At 67.3% G+C, this 24,564-nt stretch carries 18 protein-coding genes; 14 read left to right on the plus strand and 4 right to left on the minus strand.

Features of this window, described 5'->3' with window-relative positions:
• Positions 1 to 22: 22 nt before the first annotated feature.
• Entirely contained in the window at positions 23 to 910 is an 888-nt protein-coding gene (locus AC06E9_RS08740) for a DMT family transporter (RefSeq protein WP_282258972.1), read from the plus strand.
• A gap of 112 nt (positions 911 to 1,022) precedes the next feature.
• Here AC06E9_RS08740 and AC06E9_RS08745 read toward each other — a convergent pair whose 3' ends face one another.
• Both AC06E9_RS08745 and AC06E9_RS08750 read right to left on the minus strand, forming a co-directional pair.
• Entirely contained in the window at positions 1,023 to 2,051 is a 1,029-nt protein-coding gene (locus tag AC06E9_RS08745; RefSeq protein WP_478049743.1) for a phosphotransferase enzyme family protein, read from the minus strand.
• Between the two features lie 167 nt (positions 2,052 to 2,218).
• On the minus strand, positions 2,219 to 3,124 hold the full coding sequence (locus AC06E9_RS08750; RefSeq protein ID WP_121036620.1) for a LysR family transcriptional regulator: 906 nt from the start codon (positions 3,122 to 3,124) through the stop codon (positions 2,219 to 2,221).
• 113 nt (positions 3,125 to 3,237) lie between these two features.
• On the opposite strand from AC06E9_RS08750, the gene AC06E9_RS08755 reads away from it, so the two are divergent.
• The 4 genes from AC06E9_RS08755 to AC06E9_RS08770 all read left to right on the plus strand — a co-directional run bounded on the left by AC06E9_RS08755 (position 3,238) and on the right by AC06E9_RS08770 (position 8,740).
• Positions 3,238 to 3,975, plus strand: coding sequence for an SDR family oxidoreductase (locus AC06E9_RS08755; RefSeq protein WP_478049744.1), 738 nt, complete (start codon positions 3,238 to 3,240; stop codon positions 3,973 to 3,975).
• 10 nt (positions 3,976 to 3,985) lie between these two features.
• Positions 3,986 to 4,516: a hypothetical protein gene (locus AC06E9_RS08760; RefSeq protein ID WP_220668885.1), complete on the plus strand. Its 531-nt coding sequence runs from the start codon at positions 3,986 to 3,988 to the stop codon at positions 4,514 to 4,516.
• 44 nt (positions 4,517 to 4,560) lie between these two features.
• Positions 4,561 to 5,454, plus strand: a complete 894-nt coding sequence (locus AC06E9_RS08765; RefSeq protein WP_121036618.1) for an SDR family oxidoreductase — start codon at positions 4,561 to 4,563, stop codon at positions 5,452 to 5,454.
• A gap of 166 nt (positions 5,455 to 5,620) precedes the next feature.
• Positions 5,621 to 8,740 carry a galactose-binding domain-containing protein gene (locus AC06E9_RS08770; protein WP_478055901.1) on the plus strand — a complete coding sequence of 1,040 codons (3,120 nt, stop codon included), beginning with the start codon at positions 5,621 to 5,623 and terminating at the stop codon, positions 8,738 to 8,740.
• A gap of 72 nt (positions 8,741 to 8,812) precedes the next feature.
• Here the strand turns inward: AC06E9_RS08770 and AC06E9_RS08775 are convergent, their stop codons facing one another.
• Entirely contained in the window at positions 8,813 to 9,448 is a 636-nt protein-coding gene (locus AC06E9_RS08775) for a helix-turn-helix domain-containing protein (RefSeq protein ID WP_121036616.1), read from the minus strand.
• A 389-nt stretch (positions 9,449 to 9,837) separates the two neighbouring features.
• On the opposite strand from AC06E9_RS08775, the gene AC06E9_RS08780 reads away from it, so the two are divergent.
• From AC06E9_RS08780 to AC06E9_RS08815, 8 genes are all read left to right on the plus strand, one after another.
• A complete protein-coding gene (locus AC06E9_RS08780; RefSeq protein ID WP_282258941.1) occupies positions 9,838 to 11,712 on the plus strand; it encodes a serine hydrolase domain-containing protein in 1,875 nt (624 codons plus the stop codon).
• Positions 11,713 to 11,745: 33 nt separating this feature from the next.
• A complete protein-coding gene (locus AC06E9_RS08785; protein ID WP_478055902.1) occupies positions 11,746 to 12,744 on the plus strand; it encodes a dipeptide epimerase in 999 nt (332 codons plus the stop codon).
• Complete coding sequence (locus tag AC06E9_RS08790; RefSeq protein WP_478055903.1) at positions 12,741 to 14,741, plus strand: serine hydrolase domain-containing protein; 2,001 nt, start codon at positions 12,741 to 12,743, stop codon at positions 14,739 to 14,741. Before AC06E9_RS08785 ends, AC06E9_RS08790 begins: the two co-directional genes overlap by 4 nt.
• 19 nt (positions 14,742 to 14,760) lie before the next feature.
• Entirely contained in the window at positions 14,761 to 16,092 is a 1,332-nt protein-coding gene (locus tag AC06E9_RS08795) for a peptide MFS transporter (protein ID WP_478055905.1), read from the plus strand.
• A 484-nt stretch (positions 16,093 to 16,576) separates the two neighbouring features.
• Positions 16,577 to 18,784 (plus strand): TonB-dependent receptor, encoded by a 2,208-nt coding sequence (locus AC06E9_RS08800; protein ID WP_478055906.1) that lies wholly within the window; start codon positions 16,577 to 16,579, stop codon positions 18,782 to 18,784.
• A gap of 192 nt (positions 18,785 to 18,976) precedes the next feature.
• Complete coding sequence (locus tag AC06E9_RS08805) at positions 18,977 to 20,020, plus strand: N-acetyltransferase DgcN family protein (RefSeq protein WP_478055907.1); 1,044 nt, start codon at positions 18,977 to 18,979, stop codon at positions 20,018 to 20,020.
• Entirely contained in the window at positions 20,017 to 21,018 is a 1,002-nt protein-coding gene (gene bla, locus AC06E9_RS08810; RefSeq protein WP_478055908.1) for a class A beta-lactamase, read from the plus strand. Before AC06E9_RS08805 ends, bla begins: the two co-directional genes overlap by 4 nt.
• Positions 21,015 to 22,166, plus strand: coding sequence for a YkvI family membrane protein (locus AC06E9_RS08815; RefSeq protein WP_478055909.1), 1,152 nt, complete (start codon positions 21,015 to 21,017; stop codon positions 22,164 to 22,166). Before bla ends, AC06E9_RS08815 begins: the two co-directional genes overlap by 4 nt.
• On the opposite strand, the gene AC06E9_RS08820 is transcribed toward AC06E9_RS08815, so the two are convergent.
• Complete coding sequence (locus tag AC06E9_RS08820) at positions 22,136 to 23,047, minus strand: LysR substrate-binding domain-containing protein (protein WP_121036607.1); 912 nt, start codon at positions 23,045 to 23,047, stop codon at positions 22,136 to 22,138. The two genes, AC06E9_RS08815 and AC06E9_RS08820, sit on opposite strands and share 31 nt — an antisense overlap.
• Before the next feature lie 262 nt (positions 23,048 to 23,309).
• Here AC06E9_RS08820 and AC06E9_RS08825 point away from each other — a divergent pair, with 262 nt between their 5' ends.
• The gene (locus tag AC06E9_RS08825) at positions 23,310 to 24,560 is read left to right on the plus strand and encodes a thiamine pyrophosphate-dependent enzyme (protein WP_478055910.1); all 1,251 of its coding nucleotides are present in this window, start codon (positions 23,310 to 23,312) and stop codon (positions 24,558 to 24,560) included.
• Positions 24,561 to 24,564: the final 4 nt, after the last annotated feature.

The following is a 24,564-nucleotide window of genomic DNA, read 5'->3' on the forward strand; positions in this document are numbered from 1 at the left end:
CGCGTTACCGGTGGCCACGCCGCTGCGGGCCGCCCTGCTGATGCTCGGCAGTACCTTGGCCTTTGGCCTGATGGCGATTGCGATCCGCTACGCCACCCGCTACGTGCCGACCCAGGAAGTGGCGTTCTTCCGCAACGCCTTCGGCCTGCTGGCGCTGCTGCCGATGCTGATCCGCCCGGGCAGCGCACCGCTGAAGACCCAGCAGCTGCCGCGCTACTTCCTGCGCAGTGCGATCGGGCTGGCCTCGATGCTGTGCGCGTTCTGGGCGATCGGGCACCTGCCGATCTCCCAGGCGATCTCGCTCTCCTACTCCACGCCGCTGTTCGTCACCATCGCCGCGGTGCTGTGGCTGGGGGAGACCGTGCGCATGCGCCGCTGGGCGGCGGTGATCATCGGCTTCATCGGCGTGCTGATCATCGTGCGCCCGGGCTCGACCACCTTCACCCCCGGCACCCTGGTGGCCGTGGGCGCCGCGGTACTGAGCTCGCTGGTGGCGATCCAGATCAAGCAGCTCACCCGCGTGGACAGCGCCGATACGGTGGTGTTCTACACCTATGTGTTCTGGGTGCCGCTGTCGCTGGTACCGGCACTGTTCGTGTGGGTCTGGCCGACCGGCCTGGCGTGGGTCTGGCTGGTCGCGACCGGCGTACTCGGTACGCTGGGCCAGCTGCTGTGGACCCGTGCGCTGCGCCTGGGCGAGGTCTCCGCGCTGACCCCGATCAGCTTCATGCAGCTGCCGCTGGTGAGCCTGCTGGGCTGGCTGCTGTTCAACGAAACGCTGGACCGCTGGACCGTGATCGGCGCCGGCATCATCCTCGGCGCGAATGCCTACATCGCCCACCGCGAAGCGGTACTGGCACGCCGGGCGAAGTCGCAGGCAGTCACGGCGGCCGCCAAGCCGGGGGAATAGACCCGCGCATGGGGTGATGCGCGGGAGCGATAGAAGGTCGGCTCGGTCAGCACGCGACGGGTGCGGTCAGATCCGCGGCAGCCTGCGTACGGACATTCGCTGGGCTGCAGCCTCAGCCCTGCGCGGCCTGCCACGCACGGGTCGCACAATCGGCCACGTTGCCGGGCGCGAACTGCTCGGCCATGTAGCGCAGCGCCTGGCGTCGCTGTGCAGGTGGGCGCGCGGTGGCGCCGGGCTCGAGCAGCAGATCATGGAACTCCTGCAGGTCCTGCAGGATCCGCCAGTGGCGGTGGTAGGCAACCCGCAGCGGATCCACCGTGACCGGCCCGTAGCCTTCCGCGAATCCCGGCGGCTGCTCGCGCCCCCAACGACCACCGATGCCGGCGCCGACGAACATCAGATCGCGTTCGCGCGGCGCCAGCACCATCTCGTCCCAGTCGATCAGATAGACACCGTCCTCCGGCCCGACCAGCACATTGCCCGCGTGCAGATCAGCGTGGCACAGCACGCGGGAAGTGCGTCCCTCACCGATACGCGCACGCAGCTCGCGGCAGCGCTGCCAGATCGCCTCGATACGCTGGCGGTGGCGGCACCACAGCGCCAGGTACTCCTCACCCAGTGCATCGCGCACCGGTATCCGTGCGTCGGCCCGCTGCAGCCACGCGCCCACCCGCTCCACGGCGGTGTCGTCGTCGAAGCCAGGGCAACGCAGGCGATCGGACAGCTCGGCCGGAAGCGGCACGTCGTGGACCTGGCGCAGGACGCGCCCGAGCCGCTGCCAATGCGCACGCGAGAGCGCTTCCTCGAAACCGGAGAACGCGTCGACATACGGGAACAGGGTCCACTGCAAACCCGCCCAGCTCGCTGCCGCCGCCCCATCGCGCGTGGGCAGCGGTGCGATCACTTCGCGCAGGCCGACGCGGTCGCGCAGGTGGTGCAGCACCTCCCACACGACCGGGTCCACGGCATAGCGGCGGCACTTGAGCCACCAGCCCGCGCCGTCCGGGCCCGCCACCTGGTACACCGTCGCGCCTGCATCCGCACCACCGGCGCGCTGCAGCACCGTCGTGGCATGCACGCCGAACACCTCACCCAGCACCTGGCTGATCTGCGCCGCGGACAACTCTTGTGGATGGAGCATCAATCCAACGCGCGTAATGGATATATCTCGACTATCGCAGACCGGTCCCGTACCGCCCAGCGCAGTGCATCACGAAAGCGACAACGCGTGACAGGGCGTTGTCGCCTCCTCCGACCGATGCTGGCTGCGCGAATAGTTCGCGGCGGCGGTGGCATGACGATCTGCTGTCAGGGGGATGCTGCGGTGCCCGCAGCGCGTTCGAACAACGCGGCCAGCCATTGCGCGAACACCCGCACGCGGGCGGACAGTTGCCGGTTCTGCGGATACAGCACGGACACCGGCATCGGCGGTGGCGGGTGATCCGCGAGCACGATGCGCAGCTGATCCTCGGCAAGCGCCTGCGCAATGCGATAGCGCGGCACCTGGATCAAGCCCAGCCCCGAGAGCGCCGCGCCGGTGTACAGGTCAGCGCCCGTCACCGAGATGCGCGACTGCAGCTGCCGCTCCACCACGTCGCCATCAAGCAGGAAATCCAAGCCGGCCGAGTGCGCGCCGCCGGGGCCGTAATCAACCGCGTAGTGCTGCGCGAGATCGTCCAGGCGGGTCGGCACACCCTCGCGCGCCAGATACGCGGGGCTGGCCACGGTGACCTGCTCCAGCAGCGCGACCTGCCGGCCGATCAACGACGAATCCTGCAGAACGCCCGCGCGCAGCACGCAGTCCACGCCCTCGCGGACCAAGTCCACCAAGCGGTCGTCCTCGCCCACGTGCAGGGTGATGCCGGGATAGCGTGCAAGGAATTCGCCCATGGCCGGCATCACCACGTACCGGGCCAGCGTGCCCTGCAGATTGACCCGCAGCAGCCCCTTGGGCGGGGCATCGCGGAAGGCGCTTTCGGTTTCTTCCAGATCGGTCAGCAACCGCACGCAGCGATGGTAGTAAGCCTCGCCGTCATGGGTCATGCGCACCTGACGAGTGGTCCGTTCCAGCAGGCGCACGCCGATGCGCTGCTCCAGCCGCTTGATCAGGTTGGTCACCGTGGCGCGCGGAATCTGCAGATCCTCGGCCGCCAGGGTGAAGCTCTGGCGTTCGGCGATCCGGACGAACACCTGCATCTCCTGGAAGCGGTCCATGACCCACCCATTGTTAAAGCAATTGGAATTGTGATCGCAACTTTAGCAGGATTATCCCTGCCGCCGAATGATCCATCCTTCCTTCCGTGCCCACCACTGAAGGAAGCCCCACCATGTCCACCTCCTCCCGCGTCGCCCTGATCACCGGCGCCTCCCGCGGCATAGGCGCCGCCATCGCCCGGCGCCTGGCTGCCGATGGCTTCGCCGTCGCCCTCAACTACGCCTTCAACACCGCCGAGGCCGATGCGCTCGTCGCCGAGTTGACCCGCGGCGGTGCGTCCGCCATCGCGATCCAGGCCGATGTCTCCCAGGCCGATCAGGTCGGCGCGATGTTCACCACGGTTGAACAGCAGCTGGGCCGCATCGATGTGCTGGTCAACAACGCCGGCATCCTCAAGACCGCCCCGCTGGCGCAGACCAGCGACGCGCTGTATCTGCAGAACTTCGCGATCAACACCCAGGGCGTGTTCAACACCCTGCGCGAAGCGGCAACGCGCCTCAACGACGGCGGCCGCATCATCAATCTGTCCAGCACCACGCTGGCCCTGAATCTGCCGGGCTATGCGATCTACAACGGCACCAAGGCCGCGGTGGAAGCGTTCACCCACGTGTTCGCCAAGGAGCTGCGCGGCCGCGCGATCACCGTCAACGCGGTGGCCCCGGGCCCGGTCGCGACCGCACTGTTCCTCGACGGCAAGACCGAAGAGCAGATCAACACCTTCGCGCGGATGCCGCCGTTGGAACGCCTCGGCCAGCCGGACGATATCGCCGGCGTGGTTGCCTTCCTCGCCGGGCCGGACGGCGGCTGGGTCAATGGCCAGATCCTGCGCGCCAACGGCGGCGTGGCCTGAGGTCGCCCGGATGTCGCCCCGCCACCTGGCCGTGCTGCTGCCCCTGCTCTGCGCGACCGTCATGACGGCGTCGTGCGAAGCGCGCACGCCCTCGCCACACCCCGCCATGAAGCCGTCCATCACCTATCTGCACCTGCTTCGCAACACCCCGTTCTTCACCGCGTTGACCACCGCGCAGCTGCGCCACGTGATCGACCATTCGCGGGAATGGGAGGTGAGCGCCGGCGCCCCCATCCTCGGCAACGTTACCGCCGAGGGCCGCGATGACGTCTGGGTATTGCTGGATGGCGGCTGGGAACTGCATTACCGCGGCCAGGTACTGCGCAGCGGACATGCCGATGCCGGCAAATGGTTCAGCGCTGCGTCGCTCGGCCCGGAGGCGTTCGAACTGGTCGCCAACGACCACAGCTACGTCATGCAGATTCCCGCGCAGGACATGGACGCGATGCTGGCCCAGGGCTTCGATTTCACCCCCCACCTGGATGCCGGTCGCGTGCTCTACCGCCGCCTGCGCGACAGCACGCGCCCTCTCACTCCCTAGTTGTCCTTCTCCCTCGCCGCCCCCTTTTCAACCTGGAGATTCCCATGCCGCACACCATCCTTGTCACCGGCGCGTCCTCCGGCTTCGGCCTGATGAGCGCCAAAGCCCTGGCCCAGGCCGGTCACACCGTCTACGCCTCGATGCGCGACATCGGCGGACGCAATGCCGCACGCGTTGCCGAGATCGCCGCGTGGGCCGCCCAGCAGCGCGCCGACCTGCGCACCGTTGAACTGGACGTGCAGTCCGAGGCTTCCAGCAACGCTGCCATTGCACAGGTACTCGCCGAGGCGGGCACGCTCGATGTGATCATCCACAACGCCGGGCACATGGTGTTTGGACCGGCCGAGGCGTTCACGCCTGAGCAACTGATGCAACAGTACGACGTCAACGTGCTGGGTACGCAGCGGGTCAACCGTGCTGCGCTGCCCTTCATGCGCGGGCGCGGCAGGGGTCTGCTGCTGTGGGTCGGATCGTCCTCCACCCGCGGGGGCACACCGCCATTTCTCGCGCCCTACTTCGCTGCGAAGGCCGCGATGGATGCGTTGGCGGTGGCCTACTCAACCGAACTGGCGCGCTGGGGCATCGAGACCACGATCATGGTGCCGGGCGCGTTCACCCAGGGCACCAATCATTTCGCGCATTCGGGCACGCCGGAGGATGCCGACATCGCCGCCGAATACGAGAACGGTCCGTATGCCGGCGTTGCCCAGCAGGCACTGCAGGGCCTGGCCAGCCTGGAGCCGGCCGATGCCGACCCCGAGCAGGTCGCGCGCGAGATCGTGCGTGTGGTCGGCCTGCCGCATGGCAAGCGCCCGTTCCGCGTGCATGTGGATCCGTCGCAGGACGGTGCCGAAGTGGTCAATGGTGTAGCCGACCGGATGCGCACCGAGATGTACAGGACGATCGGCCTTTCCGACCTGCTCTCGCCGCGCGCCTGACATGGCTGTGTGACGCACCATCACGGGCACCTGCGGGTGCCCGTGCCGTTTCAGCCTGGACGACACGCCTGTTCAGTATTGCGACGCGTCATGTAAACGGTTACATCCCCTGCTAGCGTGTCCTCCACCCCGCCGTCGGCGGTCGTTTCAGAACAGGAGCGCATTGATGGGGCTGCATGCTGACCGTTCAATTGTGGTGCACCGGCCGGGCCGCGTCATGGCCGGCACCGTGCTCTTCTCCGCCCTCTTACTGAGCCTCGGCGCTGCCGCCCGGACCTTGCCGCCGCGCGGCCAGTGGCAGGCCAGCAGTTCCTCCCAGCAGGTGCCGGCGATGGCGGTCAGCCACCTGATCGATGGTGACCCGAAGACAGTCACCGGCGGCGCCTTCAGCCCCGGCCACTGGTTCCAGGTGGACCTGGGCACGCCGAGCACGCTCAGCGGCGCGCAGATCACCTGGGACGTTTCCAATCCCGAGGGTTACACCCTGCAGACCTCGCTGGACGGCCAGCAGTGGCAGCCGGCTTACACCATGCGCGATTCACTCGGCGGTATCGAGACGCTCTACTTCGCGCCACGCCAGGCCCGCTACCTTCGCCTGGCGAGCCCGGAGCGCACGTCGGACTGGGGCGTGTCGATCTTCGAACTGGAGCCATTGGACAGCACCACCAGTGCGCGCGTGGCCGGTGTGGATGCAGCCCAGGCCGCGGCGCTGTGGCAAGGCGGCAGCGCGGTCACGATCCCACGTGGCAAGGACGGTACGCACACGCTTGAGATCACCTTGCCGCGTGCCGTGGCCACCACCGGCCTGGCCGTGGACTGGACAGGCGCGCATGGCGCCGCACGGCTGCAGGCACGTGATGCCCAGGGTGGCTGGGTGGAGCTTGCGCGCGATCCGCAGGCCGGTGCACGCCAGCAGAGTTGGCTGGCCGGCACTGCGGCCGTGACCGCCACGGCGCTGCGGCTGACGGTGGAGGGCGACGCGCCACAGGTCGACCGTCTGCGCCTGCTGGGGCCGAAGGCGGTGATGACGCCAATGAAGCGTTACCAGATCGCCGCCAGTGGCGCGCAGCGCGCGTTGTTCCCGGCCTCGCTGCACCTGCAGCAGACCTACTGGACCGCGGTCGGCATCCATGCCGGCCGGCAGAAATCGATCTTCGACGAGTACGGCAACATCGAGGCCTTCAAGGGCGCACCGCTGGTGCAGCCGATCTGGCGCAATGCCGACGGTGTTGCCGCAGGCTCGGCCGACCAACCGGTGCAGCACGCACTGCGCGACGGCTGGAAGCCGATGCCCTCGGCCACCTGGTCGCCACAATCCGGGCTTGAACTGCAGAGCGAAGCGTTTGCGGTCGAGCTCGATGGCCAGCCGGTCACCTTCGTGCGTCACCGCCTGCGCAACACCGGCAGTGCGCCCGTCGACGGCACCCTGACCCTGGCGGTGCGGCCGATGCAGATGAATCCGCCGTGGCAGAACGGTGGCATCTCACCGATCCGCGAGGTCGCCATCGAAGGGCAACGCGTGCGTATCAATGGTCGCGCCCTGCTGCAGTCGCTGACCCCGGTGGATGCTGCCGGTGCGGCACCATTCGGCCCGGACGGCAGCAGCGAGATCACCGCGGCGATCGCCAGCGGCACCTTGCCCGCCGCCACGCAGGCACGCGATACCGACGGCCTGGCCTCCGCAGCGCTGGCCTACCGCGTGCAGCTCGCACCCGGTGCCAGCCGCTCCGTGGTGGTCGCCTTCCCGCTCGGGACCGCCGCCTCGGCCGCAGATGGCGCCCTGCCCGACGCCCCGGCGCTGGATCTCGCCGGCGTCCCGCGCGCACCCGATGCGGCGTACGACGCGCTGGCCAAACGTGCATCGGACGACTGGCAGGCACGCCTGGGCCAGGTCGGGCTGCGTCTGCCCGATCCCTCCCTCGTGGACATGCTGCGCGCGCAGGCCGCCTACATGCTGATCAACCAGACCGGCCCTGCGATGCAGCCCGGCCCGCGCAACTACAACCGCTCCTTCATCCGCGACGGCATGGCGACCTCGGCGGTGCTGCTGCGCATGGGGGAATCCCAGGTCGCACGCGATTACCTGGCCTGGTACAGCGAGCACGGCGTGCACGCCAACGGTCTGGTCTCGCCGATCCTCAATGACGACGGCAGCGTCAACACCGGCTTCGGCTCGGATATCGAATACGACAGCCAAGGGCAGTACATCGCCTTGGTTGCCGACGTCGCGCGGCTGGATGGCGGACCGGATTCGGTGCGCGCGTACCTGCCCAAAGTGAAAGCGGCGATGCGCTTCCTGCAGGAACTGCGCGAGCGCACGCTGGTGCCCGGCTACATGGCCAGCCAGCCCGCGCCCGAGCGTTTCGCCGGCATCCTGGCGCCATCGATCAGCCACGAGGGCTACCCGTCGCCCACGCACAGCTACTGGGACGACTACTGGGGCCTGAAGGGCTGGCATGACGGCGCGTGGTTGGCCGAGTCGCTCGGCGATCACGAAACCGCCGCATGGGCGCGCGGACAGTACGCCGCCCTGCACGATGCGCTGGCCGCTTCGATCCGCGCCACGATGGCGTGGAAGGGCATCGACTTCATTCCCTCTTCGGCCGACCTTGGCGATGGCGACCCGACCGGTGTGTCGATCGCACTCGACCCGACCGGCGCGCAGGATGTGCTGCCGGCGGACGCACTGCGCACCACGTTCGCGCGGTATCTGCAGGATGTGCGCAAGCGCGGCGAGCCGGGCGCGTTGTACGCCTACACGCCGTATGAAATCCGCAACGTGCTGAGCTACGTACATCTGGACCAGCCCGAGGCTGCCGACGAACTGCTGCAGGGGTTGCTGCATGACCGCCGCCCGCTGGAATGGCAGGTGCTGGCCGAGGTGGTGCACTCGCGGCTGCGCTTCCCGCGCTACCTCGGCGACATGCCGCATACCTGGATCGGTGCGGAGTACGGGCGCACGCTGTTCGGAATGCTGATGCGCGAAGACGATGACGCGCTGTCACTGCTGCCGGGCACCCCGCCGTCATGGTTGGCCGGTGATGGGCTGGCAGTGGATCGCCTGCCGACTGCCTATGGCACCTTGGCGCTGCAGGCCCGGCAGCGCGAGGGAGCGCTGCAGGTCACGCTGGGCAAGGGACTGCGCAAGGACACCGCGGTGCGCGTGTGGTGGCCGAGCCGCACCCGCCCCACCACGGTGCGGGTGGATGGACGCAACGTCACCGACTACGACGCACGCGGTGTGCTGCTCACCCAGCCGTTCCGCCGGCTGGAGGCGAACTGGTAAGCGTTCGTTTCGGCCGACTGCGATCCGGCGCTACGGGCACAGGGTCCTCGCAGCGCCACGCAGGGCGCAGAATCAGACCCCACCCTCCTGCTCATGCAGGGTGATCAGCGATTCCATCAGATCCTCGTCCGCGCTGGCACAGACGGCCAGCAGCACCGCTTCCTCGCAGCCGGTATCGACGATGTAGGCGTGGCCCATCTGGCTGTCGATGTAGATGCCCTGCCCGGTCTCCAGCACCACCGGATCGTAGAACTCGGTGTGGACCTGGATGCGGCCTTCGATCACATGCACGTATTCCTCGCCCGGGTGGCGGACCAGCTCACCGAATTCGGCGGTGGTCTTGGCGCGCACCTTGGTGAGGATCGGGATCATCCGCTTGCGCCGCAGTTCGGTGCACAGGTAGTAGTAATCGTAGTTGTCGGTCTGCACCCGCAGTGCCTTGTCGAGCGAGCCGAGGCTGCGCCGCGCGGTGACCGGCTTGGGCGCGCTGTCGCTCTCCGGCTCGGAGAACAGCTCGGACATGCGCAGGTTCAAGCGCTGGGACAGGTGCTGCAGCTTGTCGTAGGTCAAGGTCAAGCGGTCATGCTCGATCTTGGACAACGTGGACAGCGGAATTTCGGTGTGCTCGCTCATTTCCTTGAGCGTCCATCCCTGGCGGGTGCGCAGACCGCGCAGCAGGGTTCCGAGCGTCGGGCTTTTGGGGCTCATCGACAGGACCTTTGGGCTATTGCTGGTGAAGTTGCCGATACGATACTACGTAGAGATGAATGCCATCCTGATCAGGATGCTTTCTTGTCGCGTTCGCCGCCTTAAGCGCTTCTCTGCGCCCTGAAAACGTTCTCAATGGCCGAAGAACGGCCTGCGCAGGGCATCCAAACGTCACATTCAGCCCGGTTGGCGCGATCCGATCACGATCACGCGCATTTGACATTTCTCTGATCAGGAATATTGTTGTCTGATTGAGATGGTTTGAAGGGGATCGTCACATGCGTGCGTTGTCAGGGCTTGTCGGCTTGTGCTGTGGGCTGTTGCTGTCTTTCCAGGCCGACGCACAGCGGCCACCCGCCCCACCCCAGGCGGCAACACCGCCTGCCGGCGTGGATTCCGTTGCCCGGCTCACCGCCGACGATGCGACCACCTGGCTGGATGGCTTCATGCCGTACGCCATCGCGCGGGGCGATATCGCCGGTGCGGTGGTCACCGTGGTCAAGGACGGCCAGATCCTGGTCCGCCGCGGCTACGGCGTTTCCGATGTGGCCGCGCAGACGCCGGTGGATCCGGACCGCACGCTGTTCCGGATGGCCTCGGTCTCCAAGCTGATGACCTGGACCGCAGTGATGCAGCTGGTGGAAGCCGGCAAGCTGGATCTGGACGCGGACATCAATCAGTACCTGGATTTCAAGGTGCCCGAACGCGGCCTGCCGATCACGCTGCGCCAGCTGATGACGCATACCGGCGGCTTCGAGGCCAACATCAAGTACATGTGGACCAGCGAAGCCGTGGCCGAGGCCGGCGGCATCGAACTGGGCCCGTATCTCAAGCGCCGGGTGCCGGCGCAGATCTTCGCGCCGGGCACGGTGCCCGCGTACTCGAACTACGGCACCAGCCTGGCCGGCTACATCGTCGAGCGCGTGTCGGGCCAGCCCTTCGCCGAGTATGTCGAGCAGCACATCTTCGTGCCGCTGCAGATGCAGCACGCCAGCTTCCGCCAGCCGTTGCCGCCGGCGCTGCGCGCCCTGGTGACCAAAGGCTATGCCCTCGGCTCGGGCAAGCCGCGTGCGTTCGAAGTGACCCCCTCCGCGCCGGCCGGCGCACTCTCGGCCACCGGCAGCGACATGGCGCGCTTCATGATCGCGCACCTCAGTGCCGCCGGCGGTCATGACACCGCCATCCTGAAGGCGGCGACCAGCCAGCTGATGCTGACCCCGCAGACCCGCTTCGCGCCGCCACTGAACACCATGGCGCTCGGCTTCTACGAGATCGATGTCAACGGCCAGCGCGTGGTGTCGCACGCCGGCGACACCTACTCCTTCCACTCGCAGCTGTTCCTGTTCCGCGATCACGATGTCGGCCTGTTCGTCTCGCTCAACAGTGCCGGCGCCAATGGCATCACCGGCCCGATCCGGCGTGAACTGCTGGAGAACTTCGCTGACCGTTACTTCCCGGCGGGCGCCCCGGCCCCGGCAGCGGCCGTCGACGCGGCGCTGGCCAAGGCGCAGTCACGCCAGCTGGCGGCACCGAGCTACCTCGATTCGCGTCGCGCCGAGACCGGCATCGGCCGTACCGGCATCCTCACCCAGACGCGCCTGGAAGCCCTCGACGATGGCAGCCTGCGCTTGCCGCGCCTGAAGCAGCCCAACGGGCAGCCGACCACCTTCAAGCCGATCGGCCCGTGGCTGTGGCAGGCGAGCAACAGCGAACTGCGCCTGGCCGCCATCCTCAAGGACGGCACGCCGGTCGGCTTCGCGGTGGATTCCTCCTCCCCGTTCAACGTGTTCCTGGCCGCGGAAGGCTACCGCTCGGCGCTGTGGCTCAAGCCGTTGCTGACCGCTGCTGTGGCGGTGTTGGCACTGGCCGCGCTGGCGTGGCCCATCGCCGCCCTCGTCCGCCGCCGTCATGGCCGCGTGCTGGGCTGGCCGCGCAGCACCCTGCTGGCCTATCGCCTGAGCCGCGCCGCCTGCTGGCTCCTGCTGCTGGTGCCTGCGGCCGCGATGGCCGTGATGGCCTGGGCGTCAGCCGATTTCGCCCGCCTGGATGATCGTCTGGATCCGGCGGTGATCGGGCTGGGCATCGCCACGGTGATCGCGATCATCGGCGGGATCGGCGCAACGGCCTGGAACCTGGTGCAGACGTTCCGCGCTGGACGCGGCTGGCTGGCGCGCCTGTGGGCCGCGCTGCTGCTGCTGTCGGCCTGCGTGCTCGCTTACGCCCTGGTCCTGATGGGCCTGGCCGACTTCGCTCTCAACTACTGACCCATGGCCCCGCCATGGGGCTGGAGACATCCTGTGAAACTGACCCTGCAGATCGACTCGCTTGCGTTGCTGGCCCCGTTCCGGATCAGCGGTTACGTGTTCGAAAACGCGCCGGTACTGCGCGTGGAACTGGAAGAGGACGGCCATCGCGGCCGTGGCGAAGCCAGCGGCGTGTACTACTTCAATGACACGCCCGAGCAGATGCTGGCCACGCTGGAACTGCTGCGTGCGCGGATCGAAGCCGGCATCACCCGTGCCGAACTGCAGCAGCTGCTGCCCCGCGGCGGTGCGCGCAACGCGCTGGACTGCGCGCTATGGGATCTGGAAGCAAGCCGCACCGGCAAGCATGCCTGGGCGCTGGCCGGGCTCTCGCAGACGCGCCCCTTGCTGACCACCTGGACGCTCGGCGCCGATGACCCGGCGACGATGCAGTCGATCGCCACCGGACGCTATGCGCCGGCCAAGGCACTCAAGCTCAAGCTCAGCGGTGACCTGGATATCGACATCGAGCGCGTGCGCGCGGTGCGCAAGGTGCGCCCGGATGTGTGGATGGGCGTGGACGCCAACCAGGGCTACAGCGTGGATGTGCTCGATGCACTGATTCCGGTGCTGCTGGACAACGACATCAAGCTGCTGGAGCAGCCGCTGCCGCGCGGTCGCGAAGCCGAGCTCAGGGGCTTTGCGCGGCCGCTGCCGTTCGCCGCCGACGAGAGTGTGCAGGACGTTTCCGAGATGGACGCGCTGGCAGGCCTGTTCGACGTCATCAACATCAAGCTCGACAAGGCCGGCGGCCTCACCGAAAGCCTGGCGATGGTCGGCAAGGCACGCTCGCTGGGCATGCAGGTGATGGTCGGCAACATGATCGGCAGCAGCTGGGCGATGGGCCCGGCCTTCATCGTGGGCCAGCATTGCGACGTGGTGGATCTGGATGGCCCGCTGTTCCTGCGCGACGATCGCGTGCCGGGCCTGCGTTACGACGAGGGCCTGGTGCATTGCGACGATGCGGTGTGGGGCAAGGGAGTGCAGGCATGAGTCTCTGGCGCCCGCTGATCTGCGGCCTGCTGCTGGCCTCCACCGCCGCGTTCTCGCCGCTGCATGCGCAGGCACCCACGCCCGTCGCGGCGCCCGCCGCACCTGTGGCTGCCGAGACGCCGGACACCATCACGCCCGCACCGGCCGCCACCGGCACGCTGGATGCGGCCCGCGTGGATACCTTCCTGGATGGCCTGGTGCCCTATCTGATGGCGCAGGGCGATCTCGCCGGCGCCGTGGTGACCGTGGTCGAGAACGGCAAGGTCGTCACCGAGCGCGGCTTTGGTTTCTCCGATGTTGAAAAGCGCACGCCGGTGGATCCCAGGACCACCCTGTTCCGCCCGGGCTCGATCTCCAAGCTGTTCGTCTGGACCGCGGTGATGCAGCTGGTGGAACAGGGCAAGCTGGACCTGGACACCGACATCAACACCTACCTGGACATCAAGGTCCCGGCCAAGGGTGAGCCGATCACGCTGCGCCAGATCATGACCCACACCAGCGGTCTGGAAGAGCGCATGCGCTACCTGATCGTGCTCGGCCCGGACCATCCGGCCAACCGCGACAACTACCTCAAGGAATGGGTGCCCAACCAGATCTCTGCGCCGGGCACCACGCCGGCGTATTCCAACTACGCCACCGGCATCGCCTCGTACATCGTCGAGCGGGTCAGCGGCCAGCGCTTCGAGGATTACGCCAGGCAGCACATCCTGCAGCCGCTGGACATGCAGTACGCCAGCTTCGAACAGAAGCTGCCGGCAGAGCTGCTGCCGCACGCTGCCAAGGGCTATCTGCTGGGCTCGGGCAAAAGCTACCCGGCCGAGAAGAACACCGCGCCGGGCGTGGGCGGGCTGTATGCCTCCGGCTCGGCGATGGCGCGTTTCATGATGGCCACGCTCAACCATGGCGAACTGGACGGCCAGCGCATCATGCGCGCGGAAACCAACGCGCAGATGCTGACCCCGCAGCCGGCGATCCTGCCGCATCTGCCGCGCATGGCCCTGGGCTGGATGGCCTCGGACACCGGTGGCTACGACACCCGCTCGCACGGCGGCACGATGCTGTTCTTCTACTCGTGGCTGTGGATGATTCCGGAACGCAACATCGGCGTCTTCGTGTCCACCAACAGCGTGGGGCGTGACGCGGCCGGTTCTGCCCTGCGCGCCCAGGTGTGGGAGCGCTTCGTCGAGAATTTCCTGCCGACCCTGCCGATCGAACGCGCTGGCCCGGGCGTCGATGCTGCGATGGCGCGCGAGCACGCCGCTGCGCTGGCCGGAACGAGCTGGCAGAGCACGCGCCGTTCGGACAGTTCGTATCTGCGCATGCTGACGCTGTTCGCACCGATCCGCGTGCACCCGCAGGAGGACGGCACCATCACCGTGGATGGCCAGAAGGGCCTCAACGGCCAGCTGCTGCGCTGGCGCGAGGTGTCGCCGTGGTTGTGGCAGCAGGAAAACGGCCGCGGCCTGTTGGAAGTGAAGGTCAAGGACGGCCGGCCGGTGTATTTCTCCGGGGGTCCGTTCGCCTCGGTGTTCGGCTTTGAACCGATCCCGGGCTGGCGTTCGCCGGCATGGCTGCGCCCGGCGCTGTTCGTCGCGCTGGGGTTGTTGACGCTGTCGGCCGTGCTGCGCATCGGGGGCGTGTTCGTGCGCCGCTACTACCGTGTCAGCGCGCCGGCAGAACGCCGCGGCCTGCGCTGGCTGCAGACGCTGTCGATCACCACGCAGCTGGGCACCGTCGTCGCCTGGGCGCTGTACGTGAAATCGATCGCTGGCCCGGGCGCGATCTCGTCGTACACCAACGGGCCGTTGATCCTGGTGCAGGCGTTGTCCTGGCTCAGCGTTATCGCCGCCCTCGCACTGGTCTGGGTGGCCGTGCGCGCGCCGGCCAGCTGGCCGCGCGTGCGCCGCTACGGTGCCTGGGTCGTCGCACTGGCAGGCCTGGTGGTGGCGTTCGTCGCCATTACCCAGCGCCTGATCAGCACCGGCCTGCAGATCTGACCCCCGGACGCCCCGCCCCATGACCCTCGATGCCCCGCGCAAGGCCTGGTTCGGGCAACCGCCTGGCCTGACCATCCTGTTCCTCACCGAGATGTGGGAGAAATTCTCCTACTACGGCATGCGGGCGCTGCTGGTCTATTACATGACCAAGCAGCTGCTGTTCTCGCAGGAACAGGCCTCGATGGTCTACGGCCTGTACACCGCGCTGGCCTACCTCAGCCCGGTGTTCGGCGGCATGCTCGCCGACCGCTGGCTGGGCAAGCGGCGGGCGGTGATCCTGGGCGGGGCGATCATGGCGTTCGGCCATTTCCTGATGGCCTTCGATGCGCTGCTGTATCCGGCCCTGCTGGCGATCGTGCTTGGCAACGGGCTGTTCCTGCCGACCCTGCCCGGCCAGGTCGGCGATCTGTACCAGCGCGATGATCCGCGCCGTGGCTCGGCGTTCAATGTGTACTACGTGGGCATCAACCTCGGTGCGTTTCTCGCCCCGCTGATCTGCGGCACGCTGGGTGAGGTGTATGGCTGGCACGTTGGCTTCTCCGCGGCCGGCATCGGCATGCTGCTCGGCCTGGTGATCTACATCACCGGCCGCCGCCATCTGCCGCCGGATCCGCCGCGCAGCGAGCGCGCCACACTGCCCTTCTCCGCCCTGTGGCAGCCAGCCTACCGCCCGCTGCTGCAGGTGATGGCGATGATTGCCGGCTTGATCGTGGTGTTCCGCCTGGCCTACGAGCAGATCGGCAACACCATCGCGATCTGGCTCGATACCGGCGTGGACCGCGTGCTCACCGCCGATTTCACCCTGCCCATGACCTGGTTCTTCTCGCTCAATCCCCTGCTGGTGTTCCTGATCACGCCGATGCTGGTGCAGCACTGGACCCGCCAGGCCCGCAACGGCCGCGAGCCGGCCGCACTGACCAAGATGGCGATCGGTGCTGCGGTGGTCGGCCTGTCCTTTGCCCTGGTGGCTATGCTGGGCGGTGAACCGTCGGCCAAGGTCGGCTGGCTGTGGGCCGTCCTGTTCTTTGCGATCTTCACCTTCGGCGAGCTCTTCATCCTGCCGGTGGGGCTGGGCCTGTTCGCACGGCTGGCGCCGGTCGGCTTTGGCGCCACGATCATCGCGTTCTGGTTCCTGGCCTCGTTCGGCGGCAACCTGCTGGCCGGCGCGGTCGGCACGCTGTGGTCAACGCTCTCCAGTGCCGTCTTCTTCTCGCTGATGGCCGGCACCTGCATGCTGGTTGCGGTGCTGCTGCTGCGCCTGGAGCGACGTACCCGGCCATTGATCGCCGGCAATGCTGCACCTGCACCACAGAATGCCGCCGCGGCCGACGGTGCCGTGACATCGGGTTGAGGCCGCAGCGTTGAGCAGGGCGATCGGCCGTGGCGACGATAGTGGTCGATAGCGACCCGTTTCCCGGCGTACGCCCCCGGGACAGATCAGAACGCCGGGAAACGCGATTCCGCATCCGCTGAATTGCTGCGGCGCAATAGTCCGTAATGGGATGATGTTTTCTGATTGAGCTTGACATAAACCTGATCAAGCTAAATATTCCTTACATAGGATTTGTAGGGATGTCGAAATGCCCGATCAGTTTCCGTACAACCCCACCGCCAGCCTCCGCGCCGATCGCGCCGCTGGCCAGCAACACGGCCTTGCACCTGCCAACGCCCGTCGTCTGCCGTTTCCTTCCCCCACGCCTCCTCCCCTGACCGACGTGCCAACCCGGCGCGGCGTCGACAGCGCGCGCCTCCACACCCCTCCACGGCTGTTACCGCCGTGCATGGCCGTCGTTTTTCCTGCCTGACCCCGTTCCTGATTCCGGAGAGCCCGCCACATGCGCAAGCCGATGAAACGTTCGATCCTCGCCTCCACCGTCACCCTGTGCTGCATGGGCCTTGCCACCGCGGCGATGGCCCAGGATGCCGACGCCGATGGCAGCCGCAGCACACCCGATGTGGTGGAGCTCGATCGCGTGGTGGCGACCGCACAGAAGCGCGCCGAGAACGTGATGGAGGTGGCCGCCGGCGTCAGCGTGATCAGCGAAGAACGTCTCGAGGCGTTCGGCGCCACCCGCCTGAACGACTTCGCCGCCTACGTGCCGGGCTTCCAGGTGGACAGCGGCGGCGCACCGGGCCAGACCACGATGGCACTGCGCGGTGTCGCGCCTCTCGGGGGCGGCTCGATCATCGGCACCTACATCGATGACACGCCGATCGGCCCGAGCAGCAACAAACAGCGCGCGACCACCTACGCACTGGACCTGCTGCCGTATGACATCCAGAGCGTGGAAGTGCTGCGCGGCCCGCAGGGCACGCTGTACGGCGCCAGTTCGATGGGCGGGCTGTTCAAGTACATCACCAAGGCGGCCGATCCGGATGCGTTCGAGTTCCGCGCCGGCACGGATGTGAACGCGACCAAGGAGGCCGGTGATACCGGCATCGGCGTGCGCACGGCCTTCAACGTACCGCTCATTGAAGGCAAGCTGGCCATGCGCGCCAGCCTGTCGCGCCAGAGCACGCCCGGCTACGTCGACCAGCCTGACCTCACCGGCGAGGATGCCAAAGACAGCAACGGCTACTACCAGCTGGCCTCCCGCCTGGCCCTGACCTGGCGCATCAGCGACACCGCCAACCTGCGCGTGCAGGCGTTGTCGCAGATCGTGGACGCCGACAACTCCAGTGCGGTGGGCTTGACCTATCCCACGCTGGAGCCGATCCGCGGCCCGCTCGAAGGCATCCTGCAGCGCGCGACGCCGTACCGGATGGAAACCGACTACTACTCGGCGATCCTGGACTGGGATCTGGGCAACGTCGATTTCGTCTCCGCCACCAGCTTCTCCGAAACCCGCATGGACGAAGTGCAGGATTCCACGCTGGTCTATGGCGTCGCCTGGCCGCTGCTGACACCGTACCCGGCCGGCCAGGCGCAGTTCGATGTCTTCCTCGGCACGCGCAAGTGGACCCAGGAATTCCGCATCAGCTCCAAGGAGAGCGAGCGCTTCGAATGGTTGCTCGGCACCTTCTTCACCGGCGAGAAGAACACCAACCGCCAGCAGGTCAGTGCCTACGATGCCAACGGCATCCCGCTGCCGTTCAACCCCGGCACCGCCAGCCTGCCCGGCACCTATGACGAGCAGGCGATCTTCGCCGACGTCACGTACAAGTTCAGCCCACGCTTCGATGTCTCCGCCGGTGTGCGGCACGCGCGCAACCAGCAGGATTTCGAACAGCACAGCATCGGGCTGCTGTACGGCCCGCGGCCGATCGATCTGGCCGACTCCGCCGATGACAGCGTGACCACGTGGAAGCTGGCCTCGCGCTGGCACCTCAACGACAGCGCGATGATCTACGCGCGTTACGCCACCGGCTATCGTCCGGGTGGACCGAACGTCTCGACCTCCGGCGTGGTGCCGATGACCAAGGCCGACACGCTGGACAACCTCGAGCTCGGCTTCAAATCGCACTTCTGGGACCGCCGCGCGATGATCGACCTGGCGTTGTTCCGGATCGACTGGGACGACATCCAGGTGCGCGTCTCCGAGAACGGCCTGAGCTGGATGGGCAATGCCGGCAGCGCGCGCAGCCAGGGTGCGGAACTGAGCTTCATGGTCCGCCCGGCCGAGCGCCTGACGATCGGCCTCAATGCGGCCTACATCGATTCGAAGATCGGTGATGTACCGCCCTCCAGCGGCCTGGTATCCGGCAGCCGGATGCCGATGACGCCGCGCCTGAGCTGGTCGAGCACGATCGACTACGACTTCAATGTGAGCGACCAGTGGCAGGGCCGGGTCGGTGCTGGCTACCGGGTCACCGGCGAGCGCGTCGCCGGCGCGTACGACATCGACAGCTACAACGCGCTGGACCTGCATGCCGAGCTGACCAACATGACGTGGACGGTCCGCCTGTACGCCCGCAATGCCACCGACGAGCGTGCCTACGTCTCAACCGGCTCGGTACGGGACGCGCTCAACCGCTACGTCGCGGTGACCGGCGTGCCGCTGCAGCCGCGCACGATCGGCATGTCGATCGACTACCGCTACTGAGTGCCGTAGCGCCGTGCCCGGTGGCGCGCAAGCCGTCGCCGGGCCCACCGTCGGAAGAGACTAAAGGAGTATCCTGATTGGGTTGCATATTCTCTGATTAGGACTTATACAGATCCAACCAGGTCTAACAACTGCGAGCCCCTCGTCGTGAATGCCTCCCCTCTCTTCTCTCCCCCGACTACTGGATCCCTCATGAGCGCAACGCCCACCGCTGCCGTACAGGCCCTCGCCGCCCTCCCCCAGCCGTACCTGCTGTTCCTGGGCGATACCACCGAAGCGGGCTTCGCCAAGACCGCGATCGGCCTGCACGACTGGGCGCCGGAAGTGTGCGTGGCCGAGTGGAGCCTGCCGGGCTGCCCGATCACCACCGGCCTGCCGAGCATGACGCCGGCGCAGGCGCGCGCCGCCGGTGCCCGGGCGATGGTGATCGGCGTGGCCAACGGCGGTGGGGTCATTCCCCCGCAGTGGCTGCCGGCGCTGGTGGACGCACTGGAAAACGGCCTGGACCTGGTCGGTGGCATGCACCAGAAGCTGGGTGACATTCCGGAACTGGCTGCGGCGGCCGAACGCCACGGGCGCGAGCTGATCAACGTGCGCGTGCCGCCACGCGGCATTCCGGTCGGCAACGGCCGCAAGCGCACCGGCAAGCGCGTGCTGACCGTCGGCACGGATTGCGCGCTGGGCAAGAAGTACACCGCGCTGGCGCTGGCACGCGGCCTGCGTGGGCTCGGCGTGGATGCCGACTTCCGCGCCAGCGGCCAGACCGGCATCCTGATCGCCGGCAGCGGCATTCCGATGGACGCGGTGGTCGCCGATTTCTCGGCCGGTGCCGCCGAACTGCTCAGCCCGAATGCGGCCGACGATCACTGGGATGTCATCGAAGGCCAGGGCTCGCTGTTCCATCCTGCCTACGCCGGTGTCAGCCTCGGTCTGCTGCATGGCAGCCAGCCGGATGTGTTCGTGGTCTGCCACCAGCCGGGGCGCAAGCACGTGCTGGGGTATCCGGACTATCCGCTGCCCTCCATCGAAGAGGTCATCGCATTGACCGTGCAGCTGGGGCGCCGTACCAATCCTGATATCCGCTGCGTCGGCGTCAGTCTCAATACCCATGGCATGACCGACGCCGCGGCAGCCGCCGCCTGTGCCGAAGTCAGCGCGCGTCTTGGTCTGCCGGTGGCCGACCCGATGCGGCAAGATGGGGAATTCAACCGTTTGCTGGAGGCCTGCATCGCATGAAGATGACATCCCGTACCTTGAGCCTGTGCGTTGCCGCGTTGCTGGGCCTGAGCCCGCTCGCTGCGTTCAGCGCCACCACCAGCCCGGTTGAAACCGAAGTCGCGCGCCTGGCCACCCTGGTCGACGGCAAGGTGGGGGTCTCGGCGTGGCGCCTGGATGGCAAGGGCGCGCAGGTCCATCTCAATCCCGACGAAGCATTCCCGATGGCCAGCACGTTCAAGGTCGCCGTGGCGGCCGTGATCCTGACCAAGGTCGATGCCGGCGAACTGGCACTGACCACGATGGTGCCGGTGCCGAAGGCGTTCTATGTCGATTCGGAAGTGATCGCGGACCGCTTCATCCATGATGGTGTGAGCCTGTCGGTGCACAACCTGCTGGAAGTGATGCTGACCCAGAGCGACAACACCGCCACCGACGTGCTGGTAGCGCAGGCCGGCGGACCGGCCGCGGTCACCGCCTGGCTGCGCGCACAGGGCATTGAAGGCCAGCGCCTGGATCGCAACACCCGGCAGCTGCTCAGCGATATCTTCGGCCTCGGCGATGAGCCGCTGACCAAGGAACGCGTGGCCGAACTGACCCTCGACCCCGAGGTGGTCAAGCGCACGAAATCCGGCAGCGAAGCCTTCGACAAGGATCCGCGCGACACCTCCACGCCGCGTGCGATGTCGACCCTGCTGACCAGGCTGTTCACCGGCAAGGCGCTGAGCCCGGCCAGCACCGAGGTGCTGGTGCAGATCATGGAACGTTGCCGCACCTGCAGTGCACGCCTGCGTGGCAGTCTGCCGCCGGGCACCAAGGTGGCCGACAAGAGCGGCACCGTGGCCGGCACCGTCAACGATGTGGGCGTGGTCACCCTGCCCGATGGCAGCCAGTTCGCGATCTCCGTGTTCGTCAAAGCCAGCAATGCCCCGCGCAGCGAACGTGAGCGTGTGATCGCCGAGATCGCCCGCACCGTGCGCGACTTCTACCTGCTGCAGCCCACGGCCGCCCGCAAGTGACCGCCGCCGCCAGCCGCTTCCAGCGGTATCTATTGCCCGGTCTGGCGTTCAAGTCGGCCGTGATCGGCGGCGGATACGCCACCGGCCGTGAGCTGGCGGAGTTTTTCCTGCCCTCGGGCCCCTGGGGCGGCCTGGCGGCGATGGTGTTGTCGATGCTGATCTGGAGCGTGATCTGCATCCTGACGTTCCTGTTGGCACGGGCGATCCGTGCCAACGACTACCGCACCTTCTTCCGGCATCTGCTCGGCCGTGGCTGGTGGACCTTCGAGGTGGCCTACCTGGCGCTGATCGTGGTGGTGCTGGCCGTGTTCGGCGCCGCCGCCGGCGAACTGGCCGCGACCATGTTCGGCTGGCCGCGCATCGTGGGCACCCTGCTGCTGGTGGCGATCATCACCGGCGTAGTGCAGGCCGGCACCAATGCCGTCGAACGCATGTTCAAGCTGATGTCGGCCTTCATGTATCTGGTCTACGCCATTGCCGCGTGCCTGATCCTCTATCGCTTCGGCGGCGGCGCGATGGCGCAGCTCTCCAACACCTATGAACTGGGCAAGGACTGGGTGCTCAACGGCGTGACCTACGCCGGTTACAACATGTTCGCGGCGGTCTCGATCCTGCTGGTGGTGCGCCACCTGCTGTGCCGGCGCGATGCGGTGATCGCCGGCGCCCTGGCCGGCCCGTTGGCGATCCTGCCGGCGATCGTGTTCTACGTCTGCATGATCGCGTTCCTGCCGGACATCGCCGACGCACCCCTGCCGTCGGACCTCATGCTCGGCCAGCTCGGCCTGCCCTGGTTCCAGCTGTTGTTCCGCCTGATGATCATGGTGGCCCTGGTGGAAACCGGCGTCACGCTGATGGCCTCGGTGGATGGCCGCATCAGCGTCAACTGGAAGGAACGCACCGGTACCGCACCGAAGCGCGGGGTCCGCGTGGCGATCATCGTGGCGATCCTGCTGATGGCCGTGTTCATGGCCGATGGCATCGGCCTGGTGGCGCTTATCGCCAAGGGCTACCGGCTGCTGGCCTACGCCATCCTGGCCACCTACGTGGTGCCGTTGCTGGCCTATTCGGCGTGGCAGATCTGGTCACGCCGCGAGCAGGCGTTCGAGGTCATCGCCACTCAGCCGCCACAGGCGAAGACCAGGAACTGATGCAGTGCGCGTGCCGGCGCGGACAGGTCTTCGTCCGGGCGCCAGACCAGGCCGACCTCCATCGGCGGTACCGCATCGGTGAGGGTGCGTACGTCGATCCGGCGCCCCTCCAGCGACCACGGCCGATAGACCATGTCCGAGAGGATGCTGACCCCGAACCCGTAGGCGACCATGCCGCGCAGCGCTTCCAGCGACGAAGTGCGGAACACGACGTTGGGTTCGCGCCCGACCGAGCGCCAGTAGCGCATCGCAGACTCCTGGCCCTCGTCGACCATCAGCATGATGTACGGATACGGCTCCACGTCGGCCGGGCTGATCACCGGCAGTTGCAGCAACGGATGCGACTCGGCCAGCCACAGCTGGCGGCGCGAGCGGATCAGCACCTGGCGCCGCAGCACATAGGGCTCGGCCATGTTGGAGATGATGCACAGCCCGAAATCGAGCTCACCGCTGCTGACGCCCTGTTCGATCGCCGCGCGGTCCATGTCGACCAGATCCACCTCCACCTGCGGGTAGGAGCGTTTGAAGCGCGCCAGCAGGCTCGGCAGGAAGTAGCCCAGCACCGTGTAGGAGGCGCCGATCCTCACCCGGCCCGGTAGCGTGTTGGCCAGGAACATCGGCTCGCTGAGCGCGTCCTGCAGCGTATCCAGGATGTGCCGCACATGCTGGTGGAAGCGGTGCCCCTCCGCGGTCAGCCCGACCCCGTGCGGCATGCGGTCGAACAGCTTCAGGCCCAGCGAGGCTTCCAGCTGGGCGACCGCGGTGGTGATGACCGACTGGGAGACGTGCAGCTTGCGCGCAGCCTGCGAAAACTGCCCCAACTCGGCCGCTTCGGCAAAGTACCGCAGCTGGCGCAGGGTCATGTTGGCGGGGATTTGCATGCACGGGCTCCCACGGAATGAAGATATCTGAATAAACAATACCTCATACGCAATTAAACAAATTTACGATAAGCCGCTGTGCCTCTAGACTTCACACCGGGTGCAATGCGCCATGGCCCCAGCCGCCTTGCAAGCGCTGGCCCTTACCCGCTTCGCGACGAGATCCTGACCGGATGTCGGCGCGCCAACATCGCCATTACCGTTGCCCCCCGCCTGCGGTATGCCTGTAGCTCCATGACCCAAGCCCAGCGAGGCCCCTGACATGTCATCACCCCAGATCCCCGCCACGCGTGAACCGTTGCGTTTGCACGTGCCCGAGCCCAGCGCCCGTCCCGGCCAGGCCACCGACTTTTCCTATCTGAAGCTGAGCCCCGCCGGCGCGGTCGACAAACCGCCCGTGGATGTGAGCGCCAGCCAGACCGCACCGCTGACCGGCCAGCTGATCCGCGTGCTGGACGACAACGGCGACGCCGTGGGCCCCTGGGCTGCCGACATCGACGACGCGGTGCTGCTGCGTGCGATGCACGCCATGCTGAAGACGCGCGCGTATGACGCGCGCCTGCTGATCGCCCAGCGCCAGAAGAAGACCTCGTTCTACATCCAGTGCCTGGGTGAAGAAGCGATCGCGGTCGGCCAGACCCTGGCGCTGCGCGATGACGACATGCAGTTCCCGACGTACCGCCAGCAGGGCATCCTGATCACCAAGGAAGTGTCGCTGGTCGACATGATCTGCCAGGTGCTGTCCAACGCGGCCGACCCGCTGAAGGGCCGCCAGCTGCCGATCATGTATTCGTACAAGGATTACGGCTTCTTCTCGATCTCCGGCAACCTGACCACCCAGTACATCCAGGCCGTGGGCTGGGCGATGGCCTCGGCGATCAAGGGCGATACCCGCATCGCCACCGCATGGGTCGGCGATGGCGCGACCGCCGAAGGCGACTTCCACGCCGCGCTGACCTTCGCGCACGTGTACCGCGCACCGGTCGTGCTCAACGTGGTCAACAACCAGTGGGCGATCTCCACCTTCCAGGCCATCGCCGGCGGTGAGAACACCACCTTCGCCGCGCGCGGCGTGGGCTACGGGATTCCGTCGCTGCGTGTGGACGGCAACGATCTGCTGGCCGTGTACGCTGCCTCGCGCTGGGCCGCCGAACGCGCCCGCAGCAACCTGGGCCCGACCCTGATCGAGTGGGTGACCTACCGCGCCGGCCCGCATTCGACCTCGGATGATCCCTCCAAGTACCGCCCGGCCGATGATGCCCAGCACTTCCCGCTCGGCGATCCGATCGACCGCCTGAAGCAGCACCTGATCAAGCGCGGCCTGTGGAGCGAGCAGCAGCACGACGAAGTCCGCGCCGAACTGGATGCCGAGGTCCTGCGTGCCCTCAAGGAAGCCGAGACCCATGGGTTGCTCGGCAGCGACAACCGTCCCGGCGCGGCCCTCATGTTCGAAGACGTCTACAAGGACATGCCCGAACACCTCCGTCGCCAGCGTCAGCAGTTGGGAGTCTGAACAC

Source organism: Stenotrophomonas sp. Steno-Z10-BAI, from assembly GCF_056393115.1.